The 23,693-nt window shown below is 39.3% G+C and carries 16 protein-coding genes; 9 read left to right on the top strand and 7 right to left on the bottom strand.

Annotated elements, in window-relative coordinates; translation table 11 throughout:
• Nucleotides 1–281: 281 nt before the first annotated feature.
• From CWB85_RS01770 to CWB85_RS01755, 4 genes are read left to right on the top strand one after another with little or no spacing between them, the layout of a single operon-like run.
• Nucleotides 282–1,712 (top strand): NAD-dependent succinate-semialdehyde dehydrogenase, encoded by a 1,431-nt coding sequence (locus CWB85_RS01770; protein ID WP_138553930.1) that lies wholly within the window; start codon nucleotides 282–284, stop codon nucleotides 1,710–1,712.
• Nucleotides 1,713–1,723: 11 nt separating this feature from the next.
• The gene (locus CWB85_RS01765; RefSeq protein WP_138553929.1) at nucleotides 1,724–2,884 is read left to right on the top strand and encodes a mandelate racemase/muconate lactonizing enzyme family protein; all 1,161 of its coding nucleotides are present in this window, start codon (nucleotides 1,724–1,726) and stop codon (nucleotides 2,882–2,884) included.
• Between the two features lie 33 nt (nucleotides 2,885–2,917).
• On the top strand, nucleotides 2,918–3,922 hold the full coding sequence (locus CWB85_RS01760) for a 2-dehydro-3-deoxygalactonokinase (protein WP_171038973.1): 1,005 nt from the start codon (nucleotides 2,918–2,920) through the stop codon (nucleotides 3,920–3,922).
• Nucleotides 3,919–4,533, top strand: coding sequence for a 2-dehydro-3-deoxy-6-phosphogalactonate aldolase (locus CWB85_RS01755; RefSeq protein WP_138553927.1), 615 nt, complete (start codon nucleotides 3,919–3,921; stop codon nucleotides 4,531–4,533). Before CWB85_RS01760 ends, CWB85_RS01755 begins: the two co-directional genes overlap by 4 nt.
• A 134-nt stretch (nucleotides 4,534–4,667) precedes the next feature.
• Here the strand turns inward: CWB85_RS01755 and CWB85_RS01750 are convergent, their stop codons facing one another.
• The 4 genes from CWB85_RS01750 to CWB85_RS01735 all read right to left on the bottom strand — a co-directional run bounded on the left by CWB85_RS01750 (nucleotide 4,668) and on the right by CWB85_RS01735 (nucleotide 10,686).
• Nucleotides 4,668–5,405 carry a FadR/GntR family transcriptional regulator gene (locus CWB85_RS01750; RefSeq protein WP_171038972.1) on the bottom strand — a complete coding sequence of 246 codons (738 nt, stop codon included), beginning with the start codon at nucleotides 5,403–5,405 and terminating at the stop codon, nucleotides 4,668–4,670.
• A 69-nt stretch (nucleotides 5,406–5,474) separates the two neighbouring features.
• Nucleotides 5,475–6,215, bottom strand: a complete 741-nt coding sequence (locus CWB85_RS01745) for a FadR/GntR family transcriptional regulator (RefSeq protein ID WP_138553926.1) — start codon at nucleotides 6,213–6,215, stop codon at nucleotides 5,475–5,477.
• A gap of 52 nt (nucleotides 6,216–6,267) precedes the next feature.
• Nucleotides 6,268–7,788, bottom strand: a complete 1,521-nt coding sequence (locus CWB85_RS01740) for a tryptophan halogenase family protein (protein ID WP_138553925.1) — start codon at nucleotides 7,786–7,788, stop codon at nucleotides 6,268–6,270.
• Nucleotides 7,789–7,848: 60 nt separating this feature from the next.
• Nucleotides 7,849–10,686: a TonB-dependent receptor gene (locus CWB85_RS01735; protein WP_138553924.1), complete on the bottom strand. Its 2,838-nt coding sequence runs from the start codon at nucleotides 10,684–10,686 to the stop codon at nucleotides 7,849–7,851.
• Nucleotides 10,687–11,025: 339 nt separating this feature from the next.
• Between CWB85_RS01735 and CWB85_RS01730 the strand changes: the two genes are divergently transcribed.
• The 5 genes from CWB85_RS01730 (at nucleotide 11,026) to CWB85_RS01710 (ending at nucleotide 19,701) form a co-directional block, all read left to right on the top strand.
• Nucleotides 11,026–11,790: a 2-keto-4-pentenoate hydratase gene (locus CWB85_RS01730; protein WP_138553923.1), complete on the top strand. Its 765-nt coding sequence runs from the start codon at nucleotides 11,026–11,028 to the stop codon at nucleotides 11,788–11,790.
• 381 nt (nucleotides 11,791–12,171) lie between these two features.
• Nucleotides 12,172–13,689 (top strand): sulfatase-like hydrolase/transferase, encoded by a 1,518-nt coding sequence (locus tag CWB85_RS01725; RefSeq protein ID WP_138553922.1) that lies wholly within the window; start codon nucleotides 12,172–12,174, stop codon nucleotides 13,687–13,689.
• An 80-nt stretch (nucleotides 13,690–13,769) separates the two neighbouring features.
• The gene (locus tag CWB85_RS01720; RefSeq protein WP_171038971.1) at nucleotides 13,770–15,218 is read left to right on the top strand and encodes a sulfatase family protein; all 1,449 of its coding nucleotides are present in this window, start codon (nucleotides 13,770–13,772) and stop codon (nucleotides 15,216–15,218) included.
• Nucleotides 15,219–15,282: 64 nt separating this feature from the next.
• On the top strand, nucleotides 15,283–17,163 hold the full coding sequence (locus tag CWB85_RS01715) for a CRTAC1 family protein (protein ID WP_138553921.1): 1,881 nt from the start codon (nucleotides 15,283–15,285) through the stop codon (nucleotides 17,161–17,163).
• 90 nt (nucleotides 17,164–17,253) lie between these two features.
• On the top strand, nucleotides 17,254–19,701 hold the full coding sequence (locus CWB85_RS01710; RefSeq protein ID WP_138553920.1) for an alpha-amylase family protein: 2,448 nt from the start codon (nucleotides 17,254–17,256) through the stop codon (nucleotides 19,699–19,701).
• A 439-nt stretch (nucleotides 19,702–20,140) separates the two neighbouring features.
• Here the strand turns inward: CWB85_RS01710 and CWB85_RS01705 are convergent, their stop codons facing one another.
• From CWB85_RS01705 to CWB85_RS01695, 3 genes are all read right to left on the bottom strand, one after another.
• Nucleotides 20,141–20,647, bottom strand: a complete 507-nt coding sequence (locus CWB85_RS01705; RefSeq protein ID WP_138553919.1) for a YgjV family protein — start codon at nucleotides 20,645–20,647, stop codon at nucleotides 20,141–20,143.
• A 127-nt stretch (nucleotides 20,648–20,774) separates the two neighbouring features.
• Nucleotides 20,775–22,226, bottom strand: a complete 1,452-nt coding sequence (locus CWB85_RS01700; protein ID WP_138553918.1) for a tetratricopeptide repeat protein — start codon at nucleotides 22,224–22,226, stop codon at nucleotides 20,775–20,777.
• Between the two features lie 36 nt (nucleotides 22,227–22,262).
• The gene (locus tag CWB85_RS01695) at nucleotides 22,263–23,681 is read right to left on the bottom strand and encodes a cellulase family glycosylhydrolase (RefSeq protein ID WP_138553917.1); all 1,419 of its coding nucleotides are present in this window, start codon (nucleotides 23,679–23,681) and stop codon (nucleotides 22,263–22,265) included.
• Nucleotides 23,682–23,693 lie beyond the last annotated feature (12 nt).

Below are 23,693 nucleotides of genomic sequence, written 5' to 3'. Positions count from 1 at the left end.
GCATCGAGTCAGTATTAGACTGAATGCCGATCTATAATTTCCCCCGCTATACTGCTTCTACGTTTTTTAACATTACCTGCGCAGTAATTATAGGTGTATCACTCGCTTGATAAGAGGGGGGCGCATAAAGAGTTAAGTAAATAAATGTGAATTTTATGTTGTCAGTGCAAACATCATATGTTTAAATACTTGCTATGTATAAGGTGATCGATACCTTTTAATTCTCCAGCCAATAAAGTGCCTTTATTCGGTTTGGTGTCAAAAATAATTGGAGCGGATAAATGCTGTCTAAACAACTTTATATTGGCGGAAAATTAATAACAACGGGCTCAACTACACAGGTATTAAACCCAGCGACCTTGGAAACTATTGGTGAAATTGCTGCAGCAGGAATTGATGAAGCAAACCTAGCACTGGAAGCCGCGCAAGCTGCTTTTCCTACCTGGTCAAAAACCCCAGTGACAGAGCGCGTTAAATGGATGCATAAATTACGTGATGCGGTTATCGAAAACGAGCAACATCTACGAGAGTGTTTGCATCTAGAGATGGCAAAACCTTGGCAATCAACTAAAGATGATTATCAAATGTTGGTTGATAGCCTTAATTTCTATGCCGATGCCATGCTCAACCTAGAGCAAGAGTCTTTGACTGATAAAGAGGGAACACATAGCCATTCTTTACGTCGTGAACCGCTTGGCGTAGCAGCTGCATTTTTAGCATGGAATTTCCCGTTACTTAACTTAGCTTACAAGCTGGGCCCAGCTATGGCAGCAGGCTGCCCTATTGTGATAAAGCCTTCAGTAAAGACACCTCTTTCTGCTTATGCTGTTGGCGAATTGTGTCAACAAATCGGTTTGCCAGCAGGTGTAGTCAATATTATTTCTGGGCCCGATCACAAAGTGGGTGACGCTATTTCCGCATCGACCATTCCCTCATTACTCACTTTAATCGGCTCCACCAATGTTGGTAAACATGTCATTGGTACTGGTGCGACATCGATTAAGCGCTATTCAATGGAGTTAGGAGGAAATGCCCCTGCCATTGTTTTAGCCGATGCGAATTTAGACAATGCTGCTGATGTGATATGCGGCGTTAAATATGCAAACGCAGGTCAAATTTGTGTGACGCCAAACCGTGTATTTATTGCTGAACAAGTTGCTGAACAGTTCATTGAGAAAGTCGTTGCACGTGCAAAAGCAGTTAAAGTTGGTTTTGATCGTGATGCAGACATTGATATGGGACCTGTTATGGATCTTGCGTCATGGAATCGTATTGATGAACTAGTTAAAGATGCACAAGCCAAAGGGGCGACAGTTTTAGTTGGCGGTGGCAAGCCTGAGCATTGTCAAACAGGTTATTTTTACAGTCCAACAGTGCTTGTTGGTGTAACCCCTGAAATGAGAATTTATCAAGAAGAAATTTTTGGTCCTGTGATCAGTATTATTACCTTTGATTCGCAGCAACAAGTGCTGATTGATGCCAACGATACTGATGCGGGCTTAAGCTCATTTATTTTCACACAAGATTTAGAACAGGCGGAACACTTTGCAAGCGAACTCCGTTTTGGTGAAGTACAAGTGAACGGTATTAAGTATGCGATTAACTTACCGCATTTAGGTATTAAACAATCAGGCGTTGGTGTGGATTGCTCAGTGTTAGCACTGGATGATTACCTTAGCTACAAACGTGTTTCACGTGCACTTAACGTTTAAGGATAACACTAATGAAAATAACAGAAATTATTAGCCATGTTCTGCAATATGACTTGGAAGAAGAGTTAGGTTACTCACAACAATACTATGCGAAGCGCACCGCTCATTTAGTGGAAGTGAGAACGGATATTGGTATTACAGGTTGGGGCGAGTGCTTTGGCGGTGGCGGTATTGCATTTGCTAATAAAACAATTGTGGAACGTGTAATACAGCCAATGATAGTTGGTATGGATCCCTTAGACCGAGAAGTAATTTGGCATAAAGTGTACAACCTAATGCGAGATCATGGACAAAAAGGCATGCCAATCCAGTCAATGTCTGGCGTTGATATTGCATTGTGGGACATCGCAGGAAAATTCTTAAATCAACCTGTTTACAAGTTGTTAGGCGGCGCCTTTAGAGAGCAGATCCCCGTATATGGTTACGGAATGATGTTACAGCGCAAAGCCAACCTTGCTGAAAGCTTTGAGCATGAAAGCGCACGTATTAAAGATGCTGGCTTTAATGCAATGAAAATGAAAATAGGCCTAAGTCCTGAAGAAGACATTAAGTTAGTAGAAGCTGTTCGCCGTGGTATTGGTGATGATATGCGCTTGATGGTTGATGCAAATCATGCATATACGGCACGTGAAGCAATTCCGTTGGGTCGTGCAATGCAAGATCTAGGTGTCTATTGGTTTGAAGAACCTGTTGCGCCAGAGGATAAACAAGGTTATCGCGATTTGTGCGAAGCTCTCGATATGACCATCGCTGGTGGTGAGGCTGAGTTTACGCGTTGGGGCTTTAGAGATCTCATTGAGAATCGTTGTGTTGACTTGTTGCAACCTGAGGTGTGCGCGTTAGGTGGAATAACTGAATATCAAAAAGTATTAGCGTTAGCGCATACACATTTTGTTCCAGTAATTAATCATGTATGGGGGTCGGCTTTAGCAGTAGGCACTAACTTACATTTACTGGCTGCATTACCTGACTTACCAGGCGCTGCGCATCCAGTACAGCCAATGCTTGAATACGATACGACTCCTAATTTATTCCGTGAAAACTTATTAAAAGAATCACTGCGTATCAATGAACAAGTAAAAGAAAATAATGGTTCAGTTGCATTGCCACAAGGGCCTGGATTAGGAATAGAGCCAGATCCTGACTTTATTAAGCATTATGAAGTTCAGTAAATCTGCTAACTCTATCCAATGGAGACTTCTGTGATGAGTGATCAACAAACAGTTGCGGGCGAATTAATCGTTGTAGACTGGGGAACGACTAATTTTAGAGCATTTTTACTTGATAAAAATGCTCAAATTATAAAGCAGGTAAGTGCCGCTAGTGGCGTACTTGCTGTATCAGAGGGGCAATTTGAAGCTGCGCTTAATAACTACATAAGTGATTGGTGCAGCGATAAGCACATTCCTGTCATTATGGCAGGAATGGTAGGCAGTAAAGTTGGCTGGCAAGATACCGGCTATTTGCATTGTCCGGTGAGTTTATCTAAAAGTGCTCAACATTTGGTGCATTTAGATGTTGCCAGCCCACAGCAAAAATTTATTGTCCCTGGTTTTAAATATCAGCCACAGCGCGGTGCAAGTGATGTGATGCGCGGCGAAGAAGTCCAAGTGTTTGGTGCGTTGTCGATAATTGAACAAGAGCAAGGTGTGATCAGTGAAGCTGAACTTGCACGCAGCATTTTTTGTTTGCCAGGCACTCATTCTAAATGGGCCTGTGTTAGCAAAGATTGTAACGGCGAATCAGTAATAACTCGTTTTAGTACACATATGACAGGGGAAGTGTTTGATTTAGTGACTAAGCACAGCATTTTAAGTGCGGGCTTAACACAACAACACAAAGAAGCAGACACCGACTTAAGCCAGTTTTTGCAAGGTGTTGCATGCAGTCAATTACAAGGTGGTTTGTTACACCATTTGTTTAGTGCACGCACTTTGCAGCTCGAGAATAAACTCCCTGCAGCTGCTGTATACAGTTATATATCAGGGCTAATAATTGGTGCTGAGTTACACAGTGTCATCGCGAATGAACCTGTACTTGAGCATATCTATTTAATTGGCAACAACCGGTTAAATAATTTGTATTCGGCAGCTCTACTATCACTTGGTTATTCGTCAACAATTTTAAACAGCTCTCAGGCTTCAATTAACGGCATGTTTGCAATTGCAAAACATGCAGGGCTGATTTTATCTACAGAGGTTACCTTATGATCACCCTACAACAGGCTATGCAACAATTGCCTTTAGTTGCAATTTTACGCGGTATTACTCCGAGTGAAGTTCTTGATTATGCACATGTGCTGGTTGATTTAGGCTACCGTGTTATCGAGGTGCCACTAAATTCTCCATCTCCCTATGAGAGTATTAAGCTACTGAGTGACAAATATGGTGAACAAGTAGTGATTGGTGCTGGAACTGTAGTTAACAAGCAGCAAGTTGATGAAGTTCAACAAGCAGGGGGACGTATAATTATATCGCCACATGCTGATGTAGAGGTGATCCGTTATAGCAAACAGCAAGGTTTATACAGTGTGCCAGGTTTTTATACGCCTACAGAGGGTTATGCAGCGATTCACGCGGGGGCAGATGCGCTGAAGCTGTTTCCTGCTGAAACAGCAGGCCCAGCTGGTTTAAAAGCAATGACAACGATACTCCCTAAAATTGATATTCTGCCTGTTGGTGGTGTTTCACCTGATAATATGCGCACTTATATGGATGCAGGTGCCAGCGGTTTTGGGTTAGGCAGTGGTTTGTATAAAGCGGGTATGTCGTTGGCTGACTTTACTGACAATGCAACACAGTATGTGGAATTTTATAGATAACGAGGGTTTGAGTGATGAGATCTAATTGACTCATTGATGGTTTTGTCACTTATACATGTGCGCTGTTAGCTTTTTATTCCTCTCACACTAAATAAAAAGTTAGCAGCGCCTTTCTAAATGATTTAAAAATAACGTTATTTATTGGCCATTAAGGCTTGAAGCTTTGACTTAGCATCATAGAGTAGATTTTCTGTTAATGATTGGGCTTTTTTGCTGTCTTTATTTGCAATTGCGTCTAAAACTTCAGCATGAAACGGGATCGACGCTAAATTACTTTCTGCAGTTTGGTTGGTTACTTTGATACTAACCAGTAAAGCAGAGAAAATAATGCATTCCATAGATATAAATAGTTCATTGTGTGATGCCTTTAAAATCGCACTATGAAAGTGTGCATCAGCAATAACAAACTTATCAATATCGCTCACGCTATTTTCCATTTCACATAATGCTTCTTTAATTTTTATAATGTCTTCGTCAGTAGCACGTTCAGCGGCAACACTGGCAGCTTTTGGTTCAAATGCTAACCTGAACTCCATTAACTGCGTTAAAAACTCAGGATTTAAAGGTGCACTTAAGTGCCAAGCAAGCACATCATCATCAAGTAATGACCAATTGTCACGACTTTTAACACGAGTACCAATACCACGTCTAACATCTAATAAGCCTTTACCTACCAGTATTTTAACTGCATCACGAATAACCACACGGCTAACTTGGAAACGCTCAGATAGTTTGTTTTCATCATCAATGAGTGTACCCGCAGTATAAGTACCTGCCACAATTCTACGACCTAATTCTTTGGCTACCTGTATTGGCAAACTTGGTGACATTGAATTGGCGCGTCTTAAATCGTAGTAGGTTAATTCACTCATTCTATACTGGTATCCATTTATAGTTAAAACTAGTTCTTATTTATATGATTTTTAGCAAAAAAACAATGGTTATTTATCTTCACCCGTGTTTGTTGCTAATCTAGATGTTGCATCATTAAGTAGTCTTTCGGTGAGCATTTCTGCTTTATCGGCATCACCTGCGGCGATTGCTTCGTATACTTCACGGTGAAACGGAATTGACGCTCCGTTCTCTCTAGGATCTTTATTCGTTACTTTAATGCTTACTAATAGTGCGGAATAAATAACCCCTTCCATCGAGGTTAAAAAGCTGTTTTGAGCAGCTTTAATAATAGCTTTATGAAATAGTGAGTCTGCGATGATAAATTCTTCAGCGGTATTTCCCGCAATCGCCATTTTATCACACGCGGCTAAAATCTCAGCAAGGTTATCAGGCGTAGCTCTTTGAGCAGCCCAACGAGCTGCTTTGGGTTCAAATGCTAAGCGAACATCCATAAGTTGGCGTAGAAACTTGGGGTTTGGTGGGGCGGATAAGTGCCATGCAAGTACATCATCATCGAGCATATTCCATTTATCACGAGATTGTACTCGTGTGCCAATGCCTCTACGTACTTCAAGTAATCCTTTGCTAACAAGGATCTTAATTGCATCGCGCATAACCACTCGGCTAACTTGATAGCGATTGGCAAGCGTGTCTTCATCATCCATTAAACTATTAACTTCAAATGAACCAGCCACAATACGTCGGCCCACTTCTTTGGCTACTTGAACCGAAAGGCTAGTCGACATACCAGGAGTGGATTTTAAATCATAATATATAAGTTCGCTCATAGTCTGTATATAAACATAATATGTTTGTTTGGTCAATTTAAATTGTTAGCAATCAACTATCTGCTTTTTGCGTATTATTATGAAGCGCGTTTACGAACGCTTCATGACGAGGCGCTTGTTTTATCATTTGTTCTAGTAAATAGATGTGCTTTTGTAAAATAGCATCGACTTGTTGATGATCGGAGTTGTTAACTAAAGGGTTTAAATTAGCTGGGCGCATTTTCATTCCCTCGAGTACGGCGTACCAACTGTCATCGGAAAATAAGTCTTGGGGATTTTTCATTAATATGCCATTACTTTTAAATACGGCTAACTTGTGCTCTAAGCTTTTAGGTAGAGGGCGAGTACGCCAATCTTGCCAAAATGCTGAATCATTGCGCTGTGTTAAAGAGTAATGAATAATTATAAAGTCACGGATGTTTTCAAATTCTAAGTCCATTTGTCGATTGTATTCATCACATCGCGCTTGCTGAAATTGGCTATCAGGTAACATGGCAACAAAATTCAGCATACCTTTCATGATTAGATATAGACCTGTTGATTCTAAGGGTTCTAAAAAACCCGCAGATAAACCAATACTAAGGCAGTTTTTGTGCCAGAAAACATCACGTTTACCAGTAGTAAACTTGATAACTCTAGGTGTATTTTCAAGAGGCTCGGTAATGTTATTGGTCAAAGTGGCGAGTGCTTCCTTATCACTGCAATACTTGCTGCAATACACATAACCATTACCTGTTCTATTATTGAGTGGTATTTGCCATTGCCAACCATATGGGTGAGCTATTGCATGCGTATAAGGCTGGCGTTGTGATGGATTTTTGGATTGTACGACAACAGCTGAATCCACGGGCAAATAGTGCTGCCAGTTTTGGTAGCTAACCTGTAAAGTTTTGCCTATTAGTAACGCTGATTGGCCACTGCAATCAATGTAAAAGTCCGCCGCTAGTTGTTCTTTATTATCTAAGATAACGCTTGTGATCTGCTGTTTTTCACAGACTGTGGCGTCATGAATATGAGCTGTGCGATGGATCACACCGCGGGTTAAGCAATATTTTTTTAAATAGTCAGCCATTAAAGTTGCATCTAAGTGCAATGCGTATGTTGAATGGCTAAGAATGTTTTTTTGATGTTGTTGAGCTTGAGCAAACTTGTTCTGCTCTGCAAGTACTACATTGGGTGAAAAATCACTGTATTGGTTTTTATTTCCACGTTGTTTTGCACCTAACCAATGTTGATAGAAACTCAAGCCATCAATGGCTTGACCGATATTTCCAAAAGGATGCCAATAACTGTGATCTTCCGTTAGCCAGTTAGTGAATTTTATACCTAATTTAAAAGTTGCTTGAGTAGCTTGGATGAATTCTGTTTGCGGGATATCTAAAAAACGGAGTAAATCAATGATGGAGGGAATAGTTGCTTCGCCAACACCGACGCTACTGATAGTAGGAGACTCTATAAGCGTAATTTTACATGGCAAATGAGCTGTTACTCGGGATAAAATGGCTGCACTTATCCATCCAGCACTGCCTCCGCCAACAATGATATAGTGCGTTATAGGGGCAATGTTGTTCATATTGAATTCTCAGATTATTGCTGATGATAAAAGGGCAGCAAAACTGCTGCCCGGGTTACTTTAGAACTTGGCTCGAACACCAACACGATAACGTGGTCCAGTGTACTGAACGTTAATAACACGCTCTTCTACATCTGCATATTGATAAACTCGTTCGTCTGTAATGTTTATCGCTTCACCTGTTACAGTAAAGTACTCATTTATTTCATAAGACATACTAAAGTCGAGCTGACCATATGCTGCTGTATGTTCAGGTAATCCGCCGCTTCTGACACCAGAGCGACTACTTAAAAAGTCATCTCGCCAGTTGTAAGCCAATCGTGCTTGAAATGCATCTTTGTCATAGTAGGCAACGACGTTGTATGAGTTTTCTGCAAATCCTTCTAGTTTATCTCCAGGGTCTTTTACCCCAGGTAAATCAATTTCCGGTGCATTTTTATTCTTTGTATCAGCCCATGTATAGTTGGCTTGTATACCTAAACCACTTAAAAAGCCTGGTAGGTAATCCATATTATGTTGCATAGCTAATTCAACACCACTGATTGTGCCACCTGCTTGATTTTGTTTTTGATTAATCGTTTCACTGACATTGCCGTAGCCATCAATCGAAACAGAGTTGTCAACATATTCAGAGCCATTCCAGACATCAGGCGTTGGATCAATAAAGGTAACTTGCGCGATAGATCTTGAAATATCTTTATTAAAGAAGTTAATTGCGTATGCGTCGCCGCCATCACTGTAATATTCAAAAGATAAGTCTAATTGATTTGCTTCATAAGGCTCTAGGTAGGGGTTACCCCCTGTTTGCGAAAAACTACCGGCTTGCATATCGTTATAGCTAACTTGAACGCCAATATCGTCTATTCCTGGGCGAGACATGACCTTTGCCGCTGCTGTTCTAATTAAAAAGTTATCACTTAAATTTATACTAAAATTGAGACTTGGCAGCCAATTGTCGTAACTATTTTCGGTTTCGATACGTCCAGGCTCGGTATACTCAACAACAAGTAAAGGTTGGCCATTATCAAGCTCACCAGTATAAGATAATCTGCGTTTACCATAACCACTTGAAGTAGCGTCGGTTTCGACATATCGTACACCTACATTACCTCGCCAATCGTAATCGGAGATAATACCGCTTAAGTTAAATTGTGTATAAGCACTTAGGGTGGTTTCAGTTACGCTAGATGAAGCTGTTTCATTATATTGTTCATTCGGCCAATTTGGATTCTTTGTCATCTCACTAATGGCTGCATGGTATTTATCAATGTCTGCAAAAATGAAATCACGTGGGAAATTACCTGATTCATTGCTTAAGAAATCACTGTATGGGCTAGCTGAAAAAATATCATCAGGCATATCGCGTAATTCACCGCAAATATCAGCACCCGGTACAACTAAACCACAGTTGTCTTCGTGGAAAGTTTCATACCGCTCGCGTACTTTTTCACGATCTGAGTAAGCTACGCCAAAATCCACTGAATCTAAGACTAAGCTTTCAAAAAACTCTAAATCGAGTAAATATTTACCTTTTGTTTGTACTTCTGTGATCGTGTCTTCTAACTCATAATGTGAAATTTGATTCCAATGAGCACGCACGCTTGAAGGCGAAGCATAATCAATAGTGGTATCTAAATTTACAGTGTCTGTATTACGAAAATCAAAATCGAGGCTATCGTTCATTTCAGGTGAAATGTAATTTGGTACAAGTAAGTCAGTACGTGGGGTTGATTTTGATGTTGAGTGACTGACATCTAACTCTAATGTCAAAACATCAAACTCTTTTACCGAGTTAAATCCAAATGCCTGAGTTTTAGATTTAGACTCAAGAACTTGAAAGAGCCCATCAATCCGAAAGTCCACATTTTCGCCAGTGCCCCCTAAGGTTGCTCCAGAAAATTTAGTCCCTGATAAAATTGTACCATGTTCTGATGCAACCACATTACGCCAATTAGGGTATTGTAAGCCTGCTTGTAAACCCTGAGTTTGGGTTTCAACACTTAAATCTGTATACATGTAGTCAAATGTATTGGTGAAACTAGAATCAGGAGACCATTGCAAACTTGTGTTAATTCCAAATCGTTCGCGATGTTCTTGGCCAAGTGCATATTCAATACGACCGGCGTGGCGAAGAATCGAAGGCGTTATTACATTACCTGCTTCATTATGAATATCTCCTTCAATGACACCAGGTTCATTGTTTAGTAATAACCAACGAGTTGTACCCATTGAATCATAACGATTATCACTTTCTTGATGAGAGATCGCAATGTTAAAACCAAGCGTATCGTCTGCAAAAGTATTACTAAATAAGCCTGAATATTCAGGGCTTAACTCACCTGATAAATCGCTATACTTCGCATTTATTGAACCTAAAACGTGTAATCCTGGGTTATCTAGAGGGCGTGCCGTTTTAACGTTTACATAGGCACCGATGCTGCCTTCCGGGGTGCTAGCTGTGGGGGATTTAATTACATCTGCACCCGAAATCAATTCTGCTGCTAATACTTGGAAATCAAATGAGCGGCCAATTTCAGAGGTAGCTAAAGTACGGCCATTTAACGTTACCACATTAAACTCAGGGCCAAAGCCACGCACCGTGACTTTAGAGCCTTCGCCATTAACGCGGTCGATTGATACACCTGGTATACGCTGTAATGATTCGGCTACATTTTGATCTGGAAATTTTCCGATATCCTCAGCAACGATACTGTCTTGAACGCTATCACTGTAGCGTTTTAATGAAGAAGCAGCTTCTAAGCTCGATCTAACCCCTGTAACAAGAATAATTTCTGGCTCATTGTCTTTTTTTATTTCGGCGGATTCTTGTTCTTGTGCCATAGATGGACTAGAAACTGCGGCAAGAATTGCTAGCGCTATCTTCGTTCTGCTACTCATGATTGTCTCCAAAGACTCTTAATATAATTATTGTGTGTAGAAAACCTAAATCACCGAAATCGATTAGTTTAGCTATTTAGGTTTAATGAATATAAACATCATATGTTTAGGTTGTCAACAGATGAAATGCGAAGAAACTTGATGAAGTTGGTGTTTTTTTAGGCTATCAATAGAGGGAGTTATCAATCATAAGGTATTGAATTAATTATCAACTGGTAATCTATAAAGTCATTATTCTAAGAATTTATTTTATTGTTATATCTATGTAAACATAGTATGTTTGTCGAGGTTTTATAGGTAGCGTTTAGTTATGCATAACAATGTTTTAAGAGGTTAAATGTGGAAAAATCGAATCAATTAAAAGAAATAGCAGCGCATTTATTCGCGCAGCGAGGCGCTCGGCCCCCAATATCTGATCTACCTAACAGCTTAAAATTAGCGAGCCAAGAAGAAAGTTTATTAGTACAACAGCAAATGATAGCGCTTAATCATCAACAGGTTTTTGGCTGGAAGTGTTTGCTGCCTCTAAAGGGTGGTGAAATTATACTTGCACCTATTTTAAGGCAACCGCAAGGACTGCAGCGACCATGCCAGCTTAAAGTGGAAAATAACACAGCACTAGTTGAACCTGAAATAGCTTTTGTACTTGGCCAAGATTTACCCGAAAACGTGGAATATAATCGAATTGAAATTGATAATGCGGTTAGTGCAACGTATATGGCGCTGGAACTTATTCAAGAGCGATTTTCTTGTCACTATCAGGCCAGCCATTTTGAAAAGCTAGCGGATGGATTAAGTAACCAAGGGCTTTTAATTGGTCCTGAAATCGCAAAGGAAAAGGCATATCAAGCTTCTGAAATAGCGATAGCGGTTACGCAAGGCACACAACAAATCACTAAACCAGGAAAACACCCTTGTCGTTACCCACAGGAGCCGCTTTATTGGGCGGTTAATTACTTATCAGCACTTGGAGTAAGGCTCAAAGCAGGCCAAGTGTTCATTACCGGGTCGTACTGTGGCGTACTAAACGTTGCCACGGATATTGACACTCATATTGAATATGCAGGGTTGGGTGATTATACAATTAAGTTCGCTTCATTATAATTTTTCAAACGCTCTTTATGGGCGTTTTCTTCCTCAGCTTGTTGGTTATTCGCCCACCTTTACAGTGCAAAGAAATGTAAATAAACGAATATGTATTGATTGTGTAAACATCATATGTTTATATATTTAACACTAATTGGTGGTGGGTATTTAGTTATAATAGCCATACCTACGTTGGAGTAATCCATACAAAGTCACCTTGGAATAGCACTACATACTGATATTCAAGTAATTTTACAAATTAGTACAGAGACCTCGTATCTGGTTTGTAGCAATGCTGCACAGGGGGAAGGTGACCAAAAGTGATGACTTTGTAATTCGCTAAGGCATAGCGGTTGAAGATAAGTTCTTCATACAACAGCAACTAAGGAACACACAATAATGATAAAAAAACTAATTCAGCTGGCCCTGTTGTCATGCGTTGCATTAAATGCACATGACATATTAGCAAGTGAGCTTAAAGAAGATAGCGTACATAAAAAACCGAATGTACTTATTTTGATGTTTGATGATATGCGCTTTGATACTTTTTCATACCGAAATGGCCCAGTTTCAACACCAAATATTGATGCGTTAGCACAACAAGGCACGCGTTTTGACCAAGCCATGACATCAACGGGTTTATGTTCACCCTCCCGTGCTGCAATGTTTACCGGACGTTGGGGCCACAAAACCGGTTTAGACGATAATGTGGAGCTATACCATTCTCGTTTATCTGAGTTGTCGTTATCAGAAGGTGGTTTAATTAAACGAGCTGCTGATGCCGGTTATAACGTTAGCTATGTGGGCAAGTGGCATTTAGGCGCTCAAGGTCCAGCATTACGAGGTGCTGATTTTATGTGGGGACATGACAAGGATACCAAGCGTCATGCCAGACAATGGGCCCCATACGAGACGCAAAATAATGTTGACCGTATGAATGCAGGCGAGCGAGATGCTAATGGAGAAAAGCATGATTACTATAAAACGTTACCAGGAAGCTATGAAGATACAGTTACAGCGAAGGAAGTAAACGAAGGTAAAAAGATGCTTCGTCAAGCGGCAGCGTCTAAGCAACCATTTTTTGGCATTGTCAGTTTTGAACAGCCTCATCCACCGTATCGTGTGCCAGAGCCATACGCAAGTATGTTTGATTATAAAAAAGTTAAGTTACCGAAAAACTTTGGCGTAAAACGAGTAAACAAACCGATGTCACAAGATGGTATTTGGTGGCCTTGGCATGATGTAAGCCATATGACTGAAGACGATTGGCGCAAAGCGCATAGCTTTTATTATGGTGCGATTGCGATGATAGATCATGCGGTGGGCGAGTTAATACAAACCGCAAAAGATGTTGGTTTATATGATGATTTACATATTGTGTTGGTAGGTGATCAAGGCAGTATGTTAGGCGAGCATGATTTATATGATAAAGGACCTTATGCATATGATGAATTGATGCGCATGCCGCTGATCATTCGTGACCCAGCTTTACAACCAAGAATTATTAATCGTCAAGTATCTATGCTCGATATAGCGCCAACATTATCGCAATGGATGGCATTGCCTACAGATGGTGATGTTGATGGCCGATCATTATTAGGGCTTATGGAAAAAGGTGATATTGCTGATGAGGGACGTGATGATACCGCGCTTTATGCCTATGAATGGTATAACGGCGGTTGGTTTGGCATTCGTGCAATACGCACTCCTACTATGAAATTCGTTTGGAACCCAGGTGATAGTCGCGATGAATTATATGACTTGGTAAATGATCCTTATGAAATAACCAATGAGATAAAAAATCCGAAATATAAAAAGCAGCTAGGCCTATTAGTTAAAAAAATGGCCAGTGAGTTAGCACGGGTAGAAGACCCATCACTCGAAAAATTCCAACAACATATGAACGCATTTTTGTAAGTAAAAGTACATGGTGCGAGACAAGTGATTTCTTATCGCACTGTGTGCAAGCTTATTATCAAGTACTTAAGAGAACGACAATGATAAAATTAAACAACATATTGGTTAGCTTATTAGCTGCCATAATATTGTGTGCTCCCGTAAGTTATACGCATGCAAATGACACGCAAAAGCCTAATATTTTACTCATAATGGCAGATGATTTAGGTTATGCCGACGTAGGATTTAACGGCTCAAAGGACATTATTACCCCTAACATAGATGATTTAGCTAATAAAGGAACGTCTTTTTCTGAGGCCTATGTAGCGCATCCTTTTTGCGGACCAAGTCGTGCAGGCCTACTTACGGGAAGATACCCGCATAAAATCGGTGCCCAGTTTAACTTACCAACTAGGGGCTCACACCTTGGTGTTCCAACATCTGAAATGTTTATGAGTAAATTTTTGCAAAATAATGGTTACTTTACAGGTGCAATCGGTAAATGGCATTTAGGTGATGCACCCCAGTATCACCCCAATCAACGTGGGTTTGACGAGTATTATGGATTTTTAGGTGGTGGCCATAATTATTTTCCTGAGCAATTTGCAGCAGCGTATAAGCGTCAAAAAGAGCAGGGCTTAAGTAATATTTTCGAATATATCACGCCGCTAGAGCACAATGGTAAAGAGGTCACTGAAACAGAATATATAACGGATGCGCTCTCTCGTGAAGCAGTCACCTTTGTTAATAAAGCCGTCAGTAAAACGCAACCATTCTTTTTGTATTTAGCTTATAACGCACCGCATGTACCACTTGAGGCAAAGCAAGAAGACATGGATATGTTTCCTAATATTAAAGATAAAAAACGTAAAACTTATGCCGGTATGGTGTATGCGTTAGACCGTGGTGTTGGTCGTGTGGTTGATGCTTTAAAGAAAAATGGCCAATTGGATAATACCCTGATTGTTTTTCTAAGCGATAACGGCGGTAAGCTGAGCCAAGGTGCCAATAATGACCCACTAAAGGCAGGGAAAGGTAGCGCACAGGAAGGCGGTTTTAGGGTGCCAATGTTTTTTCACTGGCCAAATCATGTTCCATCTGGGCAACGCTTTGAGCATCCTGTTTCCTCATTAGATTTTTATCCTACTTTTGCCGCGCTTGCAGGAGCTGAAGTTCCTGCGGATAAACAACTTGATGGTAAAAACATGTGGGAGGCTTTTAAAGCTAATAAAAACCCTCATCAAGACGACTTAATCTTCTTACTACGCCACCGTGGTGGTTACAGTGATGCTGCTGTGCGTCGTAATCAATATAAGGCGTTGAAAATCGCAGATAAACCTTGGCGATTGTTTGATATCGATAATGATATTGAAGAGAACCATGACATCAGTGCTCAACATCCATTGATTTTAAAAGATATGGTGCGCGAAATGGAAAAATGGAGCTGGGATAACCAACAACCACTGTGGTTCCATGAGCATTATGAAGGCGCGCATTGGCGCTTGAATGCGATGCCTCGTTTTGAGCAAACCTTTAAGACTGACCAATAAGCTATAACTAATACTAGCCCGCATTCTTTCAATAACAAAATGCGGGTTAATCTAAGGGCTAATTATGAAAAATAATAAATTACTGTCTACTGCACTTGGTTTAAGTGTGGTTTTTACTCAGTTAGTCGCATGCCAAAGTTTAGCTGTGCCTACTAGCACAGCAAGTGATACGTCCCGAGGGTTGGTTTTTAGCTCTGCAACCGCAATTAAGTTAGAGAACAAAAATCGTCGTAAATGGGATAACCCTGTCATAGCCGATTTTGATCAAGATGGTTATGCCGACTTGTTATTGGTTGATCATGGTTATTCTGTACGCCTGTATTGGAATAATAAAGGAGTGTATAGCAAAGGGACTGATCTGATCGTTGGAGATATGCACGGTATCGGTGTAGGTGACTATGATAATGATGGCAAGATTGACATTTTAATTGCTCGTGGTGGTGGTTCTGGCTCAAACGCTCGCAATACTAAAGTTTATCACTTTGATAAGCGTCAAGTTATTGAAGGTAAAGAGTTTACACCAGCATTACAGAATCTTCGCGGCCGTACAAGTAAGTTGTTTGATGGGGATAATGACGGTGATCTTGATTTACTATTGATGGGCTTTCCATCACGTAATATAGGTAAACAAACAGAGAATTTTGTTTATAAAAATACGCAAGGTAATCTTACTCATGCAACGGATTTACCAAAAACACATCGAGACGGACAAAAAGTATTAATTACTGATTTTAATGGCGATCATATTGATGACATTTTTGTATACGGTGATGGCAAGTTAATGATTTTACAAGGAGGGGCTGATCTCTCTTATACCGATGTCAGTAAAAATGTTCTGAGTACAGATATTTATGACATTACGGGTATTGCTGAAATCGACTATGACAATGATGGGGATTTTGATTACTACTTAACGCGAAGCTTTCCTTTAGAAGCTGGGGATACGTTTTATGATAAAGAAACACACGTTTTTGGTTTTTATACAAAGCGTGGACCATTTAAATTTGATGACTTACTCATTGGCGATACATTTAACTTAGTTAATTATCAATCCCCTTACCCTGATCAAGAAGTATTTATTGGTGAAGGAACTTACACCTATCAATTTGATGGTGAGCAACATAGCGGTCAAAACCTAAAATTAGTCAGTAGTAACGGCTTAGGCTGGCCAGATACAACTCCAAAAAAAGGCCTTTATGTTGGCTATATAGGTAATGATACTTGGCGCATTGCAGGTAATACATTCTCGCCAACCACTGGCGTGATCACCTCTGTTAAAGATTACAAGGCGACTACACGTAAAACGCCACCACAAGATTTATTACTTAAGAATAATCAAGGTGTTTTGACTGATGTCAGCCATGCAAGTGGGCTTGACCTAAAACTTGATACTACAGGGGTTGCTGTTGCTGATTTTGATAACAACGGCTGGCAAGATCTTTTTGTTGTAAAGCAAGGTAATTTAGTGACAGCGACGACCCAGTTAGTCTTTCTAAATCAGGGCGATGGCACATTCAAAAATTATAATGGACACCGCATTACTTCGGCTGAATTAGGCGCAGTAGGCGCGGGTGCTGATGCTTTTGATTATGACTTGGATGGTGCTATTGATATTGTTTTTGCTAACGAGCGCGGTCAGTGGCATATGTTTAAAAATCACTACAATGACGGCCAAAACTTTGCATTATTAAGAATATTAAATTCACCTTCAGGCCAAGTAACGGCACAAGGGGCAATCGTGGAAATATCAGCTTGTCATACTAAGCAAATTAGAAAAGTTGGCGCATCTGCAGCTCCCTACACTCAATCATTTAATAATGTGCTCCATGTTGGTTTAGGTGACTGCCAGCTTATTGATAATGCCACAGTGCGTTTTAGTAATGGTGAAACCATGGTTGAGAAGCATATTAAACTTAATAAGTTAACAGTGTTAGGACACAACTAGTTATTTATTTAAATGAGGTAAAAGCAAGGTGTGTTGCTCTGCGCTTTTATCGTTACTTGTTATTCCATTACTAAAATTGAAGATAACATTATGAGAAAAAAAATATCTTATGCCATATGGGCTAGTTTATTACCATTTTGCTTAGCATCTTGTGAAGACACTACAAACTCATTTCAACAAGAAGCTAAAAGCACTGAAAGTACTCACCCAGCTCCTTTAGCCAGTGAAAATGCTTTGGTGATCAGTGCACAACAAAAAATGGCCGTGTTAGAAACTAAAATGGCGCAAGCAGAAGCACAAAATATCGATGTAACACGTGAAGAAACAGTAATGTGGTTCGCTAAGGAATTTTTAAAGTTTGCTGATTGGGACGAAAAAAATGAAGCCGCGGTTGAAAAAGCATTTTCATATTATGCGCCTTACAGAGATAAATCCAAGCAACTAGCTAAAGAGCTACCTGATTTTGAACGAAGTAAAGTTAACGATATCCTCGACGCGGGTATCAGTGAATTAGATTTAGTGCTAAATGGTGGAATCAAACGTCGCCCAGTCAATAAAGTTGATTGGCAAAATATTGAAGTTGCAGAGAATATGCTGAAAAGTAACTCAAAACCGATATTTCTTTATGATTATTTTTCAAAAACTGTCGGACAGCCACTTACTAACAAAGCAGTTTATAACGATCATTTAGGTGCTATCTATCATGGTGGTGAAAATTTATACCCAGTTGATCATGACCGTGCTATCAACTCGTTCTTATTAAAAGAAGATGGTAGTTACGATCAAGCACTTTTAGATGAAGTAACGCAAATAGATGGTAGCAATGTTGGGTTTTTGATTTACTGGAACATGGGTGTACCACAGTGGATTGAAAAACGAGAGCCGGAAGTACGAAAAGGGCGTTCACTTTTTACCGGGTATGATATTGATAACCCATTGATCCGAGATACTTGGGGAAAAATAGCCAGAGATACCGGTGAGTTGACGCGAGGTAAAAAAGTAACTCAGTTAGGGTATATTCTCGCTAATGAACCTCATTGGTTTTCTGAATCGGATCATTGGAGTCATCAGTTTAAAGAAATGAATGATATTTCATCTTATACGCTGAATAACTTTCGTGATTGGTTAAAAGATAAATATGCAGGGGAAATTGCAGCGCTAAATAACAATTGGCAAAGTGATTTTAGTTCCTTCGAAACTGTGCAAATTATTATTCCTATAGATAAAAATACGCAAGGTACACCTATTTGGTACGATTGGAATCGTTATCATATGGATAGGAGTATCAGTTGGTTTTCTCATTTACAGGATGAGTTGAGAAAAGGGAACCCTGAGGCTGATACTCACCTAAAAATTATGCCAAATATGTTCAGTGAGAATAACCGTTCCCATGGAATTGATGTTGAGGCATTAACTGAACTAACCTCTTTTATTGGTGATGATGCCAAGGCAGCTGAAAAACGTTTTCTTCATCTAACAACCGAGCAAGAGTGGGAAAAACATTACGCTTATATGTGGGAAGAGTTGAGTTTGTCATATGACTTTATGGAATCTGTCGCGCCAAATAAAATTCATGTGAACTCAGAGTCTCATTTTCTATCAGCTTCATGGTGGCGGGACTTAGATACCTCAGTTGAGTATGTAGAGAACGTGTACTGGTTAGCGACGTTACAGGGAATGGACGCGAACATGGCTTGGTTTTGGGCACGTGATCCTGATGGCTCATTTGAAGACCGTCTAGAAGGGGAACTCAACTTTTTTGATCCCGCTTTGGCCGGATCTTTTGCGGGCTCTGTTAATCAACAACCGCATATAGCCAATGCATATACGCAAGTAATGTATGACTTGAATAGCTTCTCAGAAGAAGTGATTGCGCTACGAAAGCAACGCCGGCCAGTAAGAATGTTTTATTCAGAAACGTCAGCCATCAATAAAAAAACTCACATGTCACAGCAGTTTAAAATGTATGAAAAGTTATTTTTTGATGGCTTCCCTATGGGGTTCACGACTCAAAAAATTATTGAAAAACAAGATAACTCCCAATGGGATAATATTGTTGTTTATAAAACTGAGTTTGTAACAACCGCAGAATTACTCGCTTTGCAATCATATTTAGATCAAGGCGGTACTGTGATTATTGATAGCCCTCAGAGCCTCAGTAAAGATGAATATGGTAATCCACACAAAAACACGTTAAAGGCATCAAAAGGCAAGTTAGTTCAATTAGATGGAAAGCAAACTTTAGCACAACTACGTGCTGTGGCGCTTGAATATGCACAGCCCGGTCTGCCTGATATTACTTTAGTGGAAAATAATGGTACGCAGCATAAAGGTGTTCGCTGGCAAGTCGTTAAACAAGCGGACGGCAGTTATTTGGTTAGCTTATTAAATTTAGGTAAACAGACTGCGGATATCACGTTAGCTTTAAGGGATGGTAAATCCATTAAGGTTATAGATTTATTTACTGAAAATAAGCTAAATACACAGCTAAGTTTACCATCGAAAGGGGTTAAATTACTTAAGGTTGTTGCAAACTAGTAGAGCATTTATAAAGTTTTGAAGTGAGAACAAAAGCAAGGTTCGGTTTCGAGCCTTGCTTTTTTTATTACATGTAACTTGTTTTGGTCTATTGCACTAGCAGAGTGGTTACTCATATACTCTGGACAAACAATATTATTTATTAAGCTGCCGGCAAGTTGTTCAACATTAAATACATTTCCACTAGCACCCGATTGAAATTTAACTTTATTTAACAACAATTATAGGGACAGCCAATTAGCTTTATGTATCTCTTCCTAAAGGTACTGGGTTGATGGGCTTGCGATTGATCAACAAGATAATATTATATATTGCATGTTTCTTGAAAAACAAACGTTATCAGTTAGATATTAATAAACATTGAATTTTTTGCCGAAGATCTTGATAATATTGGTGAGCATGACTATATGAGCCAGCCAGTTGATTTTATAAATCTCAATTAGCCTTTATTAGCTATGTCATGTTTATGTAATTTGTAAATAGTTGTTGAATTAATAATTATCACTGTAGTTTCTAATAAAATTCCACCAAGTGAACCTACTATCACGTTATTTATAAGCCATAAGCATGAACCAACGAATACTACCAAACGCATCTTGATTCCATTAAGGCAAAACAAAGCATATGTACCAATACAGGAACCCACTATGGCGATATAATCTGTCCATTGGTTTATAGTAAAATAACCAATCAACATGGTAAGTATAATGAATAAGCTAGCGACCCATTTCGCTTTTGTTTGTAATGAAACTGCTGTTCGTCCGACAGCAAATAAAGAACAAAGTGAGGAGGTTACTGCATTTAATAAGTAATAGTGTAACGCATGGTTCAAGTTCATCACAATCATCATCATTTTAAAACGACGATCATCTTTTTGCATAAAACACAGCATTGCAAATATAAAGCTTATAAATCCTAAAGCTTGAGCAAAATAATTATCAAACACATACTCACCTAGTATTATTGCTGTTTTATTAAATGGTAGAACCGATAGTTGCAGCCTTAGGGATATAAAAATTAATCTTAATGAATTGAAGAGCCAGATATCCTAAGAGGCAGCTGTCCTGACTATGTTATTGCTCAGTAATATATACTCTACCAACGGTTGAACGATCTAATAGTGCTTGCCATTCACTCGTATCCCAATTCGCTGAGTTGCCTCGTTTAATAGCTGTGCGCATATTACTTACAAATTTGCTAAAGTCTCTTGCCTTCCTATCACGAAAAGATAAAGCTAACAAATAATAGTACTCAGGGTTATTGGCATGTTTATGCTCAATTACTTGTAAATCAAGTACGGCAGACTCCACATCAATTAATGATTTATCTTTGGCGTTAAGCTTAATATCAATTGCTCTGATACCTGAATTAATATCGCCTTTATTCATTGCGGAGCTGAACCAAAATAATGCTTTTCGTTGATCTTGTTGCACCCATGGGCTGGAGTTTAGGATCATGCCTAAGCGATACTCGCTACGAACTAATCCGTATTTGCTCGATTGAGAAATCCAATTGATAGCAGTGGGGATATCTCGTTGTTCTCTATAAAGCAACAGTCCGTATTCATACATCGCGCCGGGATGGCCCATGTTCGCTAGCGCTAATAGTTTTTTTTCTGCTTCGCCTTCTTCTTGAGTTAGCCAAGGAAAATTGAGCAGCGCCATCGCATGGTGATATCGTTCGTTTAAACTTTCTCCTTTTGCCAACTTTCTAGCTACGTGGAGTATTTGGCTATACATTTGCTCATTCTCATTTACCAGCGTTGATTTTGAATGGCCAGCTGCACCAAGAAATACGCGATGAACAAAATCAATATGATGGCCATTAATTGAAGGTTTAGGTTGTGGGAAATGTACGAACTCTTCAATTAACCTTGAAACTGGCCCGCCTAATTTTTGCACTTCGAAATAATTACGCACAGATCCATCAGGGGCAATATCTATGTCTAAAATTAAATAGGGCTCTTTTGGCGTAGACATAAAATAAGCATCTTCATTACCGCCTTCTTCAATCGCTAAGTTGTTCATATTAGCAATTGAATTGTCAACGAAGTCTTCACTATAAAATACAGGCTCTAACTGGGCTTTATCATCAAATGTAACCCGTGCAGTTATTGTATCTTGTTTAAGCACAGGGAAATACTTTGCATCAATAACACTTTTACCCTGTTTGCTTTTATAGTCATTCATGACTTTTTTAAAAGCTGCCTGAGATTCTGTTGGTAGTTTTAGTAAGGTATTCTCGATGACTTTCTGCGCATCAAAATAGTTATATTCTGCTGCTAAAGAATAATAGATAAGTGCATTAATAATATCTTGCTCTACGCCTAAGCCCTTGGCATAGATTCGTGCTAGTTGATAATAAGCATGAGGGTTACCTAGTTGTGCTGCTTCTAGATAGCCAGATTTTGCCAAGTCGTAGTGTTGGGCAGTAAAATAGCTGTCAGTTTTTAGTATGTCCGCAGCCGTCAAGGTTGAGGCATACATGGCTGTTGCTAACAACAGCCATTTTGTATTCTTCTTCATTATATTTTCCAATAATGATAGCCATTAATGTGAGCGTTATTTGCCAATTTTTACTGCTGGATCAGGTTCTTTATATATTCCAGGCTTAATTTTAATATTAATTTGTGCTTTATTTTTAGGCCACGATAGTATAATTAGTTGCTGTCTATCATTATCCCAAACTACTTCACTTGGTTGTGTATTTTTGGTTGAGTGATGAACATCTAAACCTGCTTTTATCGGGCTTTTACTCATAATGAGGTCATCGCCAATGTAGACAGTAAATCCATCTGGATAATGCCTATCTGCACCAACAAAAATACGTGAAACCCCTTTAGCATTATCACTTGTGATATTTAAATCTAATGTGCGTGTCGCAAAGTGAAATTTAAAGTTTTTGATGTCACCGGCAATTAGTTGTGGGTATGGGCGTGCAATAATGTCAGTTATATACTTTCTTTCTACAGTACCAATTGCTTGTTCATCACTGAAAATAGCCCAAGTAGAAGGACCACCTGGTAAAAAGTTTTGATAACTACGATTGCCTAGAAACCATGCTTTAATTGAGCCAACCCCCATTTCATCAAAAATTTCAGCTGTTTTTATATAAAACTCAATGTAATTTAGTTGTTCTTTGACTGAGTTGTCTGTTGTTACTAGGGTAGGGAATCCCCATTCACCAATGAGTATCGGTGCACCTAATAACTCAGATTCTTTATCAAATCTTTCCATCGTTGGAGCTATGTAATCTAAATGCTCTTGGTAGATATGTGGGGCAAAAATAATATTTTTACGATCTATTCTTTTTGTTATTTCTGCATATTGGTTTTTGTTGATGGCATCGCCTTTATTCATGAAAATGGTTTGTATTAAAAACTGTTTATTGTCGCTGTACGGAATAGCAGCATCGATAATTTTTTCATATAGCGGGATCAAATAGCGACGAGTTAGCTGATCGTAAGAAATATCCATATCTTTTTTACGAGGCTCGTTGACTAAATCATATCCAATCACATAATCGTTATCTTTAAACGCTTCCCATATATGCTTCCAAGCATTGATATAGGTTTCTTGTTCGTTATTTTTGTTTAGGTATAACTCTTCCCACGAAAAATCAGTTGCACCATACACAGTCATTTTAAATACTGTTTTAATGCCAGCCTCGCGGCCTAACTTAGTAGCACGTTTAACTCTGGCTAAATATTCAGGTTCAAACGTGTTGTCGCCAAGCTCACTTAATTTGCCCATTTCAAGTCGAATAACTTGAACATTGGCACCCATTCTTACCATTCTTAAATAGTCTTCAGGGTTGAAGTCTACCGCACCTGCATGGTCATTGGTATTAATGACATAACCTCTAGGGATCATATGTCTACCATCATTATCTCTTAAACCGTGTTTAATATCGGCAAAACTAAACGGTGATATTAACCAAATCGTTACTAGTACCAAAACCTTACAAATGCGATGTGACATAACGGCTCCTAT

Origin of the sequence: Pseudoalteromonas sp. S1727, assembly GCF_005886375.1 — a bacterium.
Classification (GTDB): Bacteria; Pseudomonadota; Gammaproteobacteria; order Enterobacterales; family Alteromonadaceae; genus Pseudoalteromonas; species Pseudoalteromonas haloplanktis.
This window is presented reverse-complemented; position numbering and strand designations above follow the sequence as displayed.

Excerpts from the sequence above, each read along its gene's own strand:
- CWB85_RS01770 (WP_138553930.1), top strand. The coding sequence starts at position 282 with ATGCTGTCTAAACAACTTTATATTGGCGGAAAATTAATAACAACGGGC.
- CWB85_RS01765 (WP_138553929.1), top strand. The coding sequence starts at position 1,724 with ATGAAAATAACAGAAATTATTAGCCATGTTCTGCAATATGACTTGGAA.
- CWB85_RS01760 (WP_171038973.1), top strand. The coding sequence starts at position 2,918 with ATGAGTGATCAACAAACAGTTGCGGGCGAATTAATCGTTGTAGACTGG.
- CWB85_RS01755 (WP_138553927.1), top strand. The coding sequence starts at position 3,919 with ATGATCACCCTACAACAGGCTATGCAACAATTGCCTTTAGTTGCAATT.
- CWB85_RS01750 (WP_171038972.1), bottom strand. The coding sequence starts at position 5,405 with ATGAGTGAATTAACCTACTACGATTTAAGACGCGCCAATTCAATGTCA.
- CWB85_RS01745 (WP_138553926.1), bottom strand. The coding sequence starts at position 6,215 with ATGAGCGAACTTATATATTATGATTTAAAATCCACTCCTGGTATGTCG.
- CWB85_RS01740 (WP_138553925.1), bottom strand. The coding sequence starts at position 7,788 with ATGAACAACATTGCCCCTATAACGCACTATATCATTGTTGGCGGAGGC.
- CWB85_RS01735 (WP_138553924.1), bottom strand. The coding sequence starts at position 10,686 with ATGAGTAGCAGAACGAAGATAGCGCTAGCAATTCTTGCCGCAGTTTCT.
- CWB85_RS01725 (WP_138553922.1), top strand. The coding sequence starts at position 12,172 with ATGATAAAAAAACTAATTCAGCTGGCCCTGTTGTCATGCGTTGCATTA.
- CWB85_RS01720 (WP_171038971.1), top strand. The coding sequence starts at position 13,770 with ATGATAAAATTAAACAACATATTGGTTAGCTTATTAGCTGCCATAATA.
- CWB85_RS01715 (WP_138553921.1), top strand. The coding sequence starts at position 15,283 with ATGAAAAATAATAAATTACTGTCTACTGCACTTGGTTTAAGTGTGGTT.
- CWB85_RS01710 (WP_138553920.1), top strand. The coding sequence starts at position 17,254 with ATGAGAAAAAAAATATCTTATGCCATATGGGCTAGTTTATTACCATTT.
- CWB85_RS01700 (WP_138553918.1), bottom strand. The coding sequence starts at position 22,226 with ATGAAGAAGAATACAAAATGGCTGTTGTTAGCAACAGCCATGTATGCC.
- CWB85_RS01695 (WP_138553917.1), bottom strand. The coding sequence starts at position 23,681 with ATGTCACATCGCATTTGTAAGGTTTTGGTACTAGTAACGATTTGGTTA.